The organism is Pseudomonas sp., assembly GCF_049590575.1.
GTDB lineage: Bacteria > Pseudomonadota > Gammaproteobacteria > Pseudomonadales > Pseudomonadaceae > Aquipseudomonas.
In genome coordinates this window covers 1-3,071 of record NZ_JBAWDE010000319.1, presented here as the reverse complement: position 1 = coordinate 3,071, position 3,071 = coordinate 1, and the positions used below count along the sequence as shown (strand labels likewise).

The window sequence follows — 3,071 nt, the reverse complement described above, 5'->3', positions numbered from 1 at the left end:
GGCTTGCTCGCGAATACGGTGGATCAGTGAAGGAAGTTTTAGCTGACACACCGCATTCGCGAGCAAGCCCGCTCCCACATTTGATACGGAGGAGTTTTTGAAGTGAAGCGTCTACTCGGCCTGCTGGCCCTGTTCTCTCTACTGGCCGGTTGCGCCAGCGGCATCATCAACCCCGACGGCTACGACGAAACCGGCACCGCCTCGTATTACGGCGCCAGGCACCATGGCAACAAGACTGCCAGCGGTGAACCCTTCAACCAGAACGCCCTGACCGCCGCCCACCGGCGATTGCCCTTCGGTACGCAGGTCAAGGTCAGCAATCTGGACAACGGCAAATCCGTCGTCGTCCGCATCAATGATCGTGGCCCGCACACCCGTGGGCGCTTGATTGATCTTTCACGCAAAGCCGCCGAGCAATTGGGTATGGTCGGCAGCGGCACCGCGCGCGTTCGCGTGCAAGCCATGAGCAACTAGGCCCACACTCAAAATCGAAGGAGCCCTGGCCATTTTCGGATTAACCGCCCTCTCGCCCTGGAGCCTGCTGGAACTGGTCAGCGGCCTGCTGTTGCTGATCGTCGGCGCCGAAATCCTGGTGCGCGCCGCCGTGCGCCTGGCTGCCAGCCTCAAGGTGCGGCCGTTGATCATCGGCTTGAGCATCGTTGCTTTCGGCAGCAGCGCGCCGCAGATGACTGTCAGCCTGCAGGCCACCCTGGCCGGCAACACCGACATCGCCGTGGGCAGCGTGATTGGCAGCAGTATTTTCAACATCCTCGTGACCCTTGGCCTGTCGGCGCTGGTGATTCCTTTGCGAGTCTCGCGCCAACTGGTGCGCGTGGATATCCCGATGATGATCCTGGCCGGGCTGCTGGTGTTCACCCTGGCGGCCAATGAAGCACTCACGCCGGTCGACGGGCTGCTGTTGCTGGTGGCGTTGGCGGCCTACCTCGGCGTGCTGCATTACCAGACACGCCATTCGCGCCGCCCGCGCACCCTGCAAACCGTGGCCCGGGCGCCCTGGCTGAGCAGCGTGCTGCTGATGCTTGGCGGGCTGCTGATCCTTGTGCTGGCCGGGCATTTGCTGCTGGGTGCCGCCGTGGATGTGGCGAGCGACCTGGGCTTGTCGGAGCGCGTCATCGGCCTCACGCTGATCGGCGTCGGCACCTCGCTGCCGTGCCTGGCCACCTCGCTGATCGCCGCCCTGCGCGGCCAGCGCGAGATCGCCGTGGGCAACGTGATCGGCAGCAACCTGTTCAACCTGCTGGGGGTGCTGGGCATCACCGCCCTGGTGGCGCCGACGCCGCTGTCGGTGTCGCCCAACGCTTTGGATTTCGACCTGCCGGTGATGCTCGGCGTGGTGGTGCTGTGCCTGCCGGTGTTTTACACCGGCTACCGCGTAACCCGCGCCGAAGGCCTGGTGCTGCTGGGACTGTACCTGGCGTATGGGTTGCACGTGATGTCGTTCACCACCGGCATGCCGCTGGCCAACAAGCTTGAACAACTGATGCTGTATTACGTCCTGCCAGTGCTGGTGCCTTTCCTGTTGTTCAGCACGCTGCGAGCCTGGCGCCGCCAACACAAGAGGGAATCGCAATGACCGATCAGAAAAAGCCCGGGGTTGAGATGCGTCGCCAGGTGATGGGCGATGTGTTCGTCGACCGCGCCCTGGGCAATGCCACCGAGTTCACCCAGCCGCTGCAGGACTTCGTCAACGAACATGCCTGGGGCAGCGTGTGGAACCGCGAAGGGTTGCCGCTGAAGACGCGCAGCCTGATCACCCTCGCCGCCCTGACTGCACTCAAGTGTCCGCAGGAGCTCAAGGGCCACGTGCGCGGCGCGCTGAACAACGGCTGCAGCGTGGAAGAGATCCGCGAGGCGCTGCTGCATTGCGCGGTGTATGCCGGTGTGCCGGCGGCGATTGATGCGTTTCGAGCGGCGCAGGAAGTCATCGACAGCTATCAGAAAGACGCCTAGATCCAGCCACCCGCCTGCAACACGAAAATCCCGATATTCGTGGTCACCGCCGCCATCAGGGTGGTGATCACGATAATCGCCGCCGCCAGCTCATGATTGCCCTCGGCCGCCCTGGCCATGACAAAGCTGGCCGCGGCGGTCGGTGCACCGAAATACAGAAACAGAATCCCCAGCTCCGGGCCGCGAAAGCCCAGCAGCCACGCGCCCAGCGTGGCCACCAGCGGCAAACCGATCATCTTCACCAGGCTGGCACTCAGGGCCATGCTCCCGCTTTTGCGCAAGGCCGCCAGCGACAGGGTGCCGCCGATACAGATCAGTGCCAGCGGCAAGGTCATGTCGGCCAGGTACTGACCCGAGGACTCCAGCCAGCCTGGCAGGCCGATTTTGAAAATCGCGAAGGGCGCCGCAGCAAACACGCTGATGATCAGCGGGTTGGCCACCACGCTTTTGCAGATGCTCCATGGGTCGGACTTGATCACCGGGCTGTACACCGCCAGCACGATGGTCGACAGGGTGTTGTAGAACAGGATCACCAGCGCCGCGAGGATTGCGCCGAGGGAGATGCCGTAGTCGCCGTACATACTGGCCGCCAACGCCAGGCCGATCACCCCGTTGTTGCCGCGAAACGCGCCCTGGGTATAGATACCCCGGTCTTCACGCGGGCAGCGGTAAATCGCCCAGCCCCAGGCCAGGGCGAAGCTCAGCAGCGTGGCGACAGCGAAGTAGATCAGCAAACCCGGCTTGAGCGCCGAGTGCAGGTCGGCATGCAGGATGCCCAGGAACAGCAACGCCGGCATGGTGACGTTGAACACCAGCGACGAAGCCGTGTGGATAAAGTTGTCGTTGATCCAGTTGACGCGCTTGAGCAAAACCCCCAGAAACAGCATGGCAAACACCGGCGCGGTGATGGTGAGGGTGGTGAGGAAAATTGCCAGCATGCCGGGGAGAACCTTGGTGAGCGTCGTCAGGTGGCTAATGATAAGCCAGTGTAGGGCGCTTCGTCTGGTCTACCGCTTTCGCGAGCAAGCCCGCTCCCACATTTTGACCGCATTCCTCCAGCATGAACGCGGTCGAATGTGGGAGCGGGCTTGCTCGCGAAG

The 3,071-nt window shown here is 63.2% G+C and carries 4 protein-coding genes; 3 read left to right on the top strand and 1 reads right to left on the bottom strand.

Annotation, left to right across the window (positions count from 1 at the left end; all coding sequences use genetic code 11):
- Window positions 1-102: 102 nt before the first annotated feature.
- The 3 genes from WBR57_RS22250 to WBR57_RS22240 all read left to right on the top strand — a co-directional run bounded on the left by WBR57_RS22250 (window position 103) and on the right by WBR57_RS22240 (window position 1,971).
- Window positions 103-474, top strand: a complete 372-nt coding sequence (locus WBR57_RS22250) for a septal ring lytic transglycosylase RlpA family protein (protein ID WP_424086661.1) — start codon at window positions 103-105, stop codon at window positions 472-474.
- A gap of 73 nt (window positions 475-547) precedes the next feature.
- A complete protein-coding gene (locus WBR57_RS22245; protein WP_424086663.1) occupies window positions 548-1,594 on the top strand; it encodes a calcium/sodium antiporter in 1,047 nt (348 codons plus the stop codon).
- Window positions 1,591-1,971, top strand: coding sequence for a carboxymuconolactone decarboxylase family protein (locus WBR57_RS22240; RefSeq protein WP_424086659.1), 381 nt, complete (start codon window positions 1,591-1,593; stop codon window positions 1,969-1,971). Before WBR57_RS22245 ends, WBR57_RS22240 begins: the two co-directional genes overlap by 4 nt.
- On the opposite strand, the gene WBR57_RS22235 is transcribed toward WBR57_RS22240, so the two are convergent.
- Window positions 1,968-2,909: an AEC family transporter gene (locus tag WBR57_RS22235; RefSeq protein WP_424086657.1), complete on the bottom strand. Its 942-nt coding sequence runs from the start codon at window positions 2,907-2,909 to the stop codon at window positions 1,968-1,970. The two genes, WBR57_RS22240 and WBR57_RS22235, sit on opposite strands and share 4 nt — an antisense overlap.
- Window positions 2,910-3,071 lie beyond the last annotated feature (162 nt).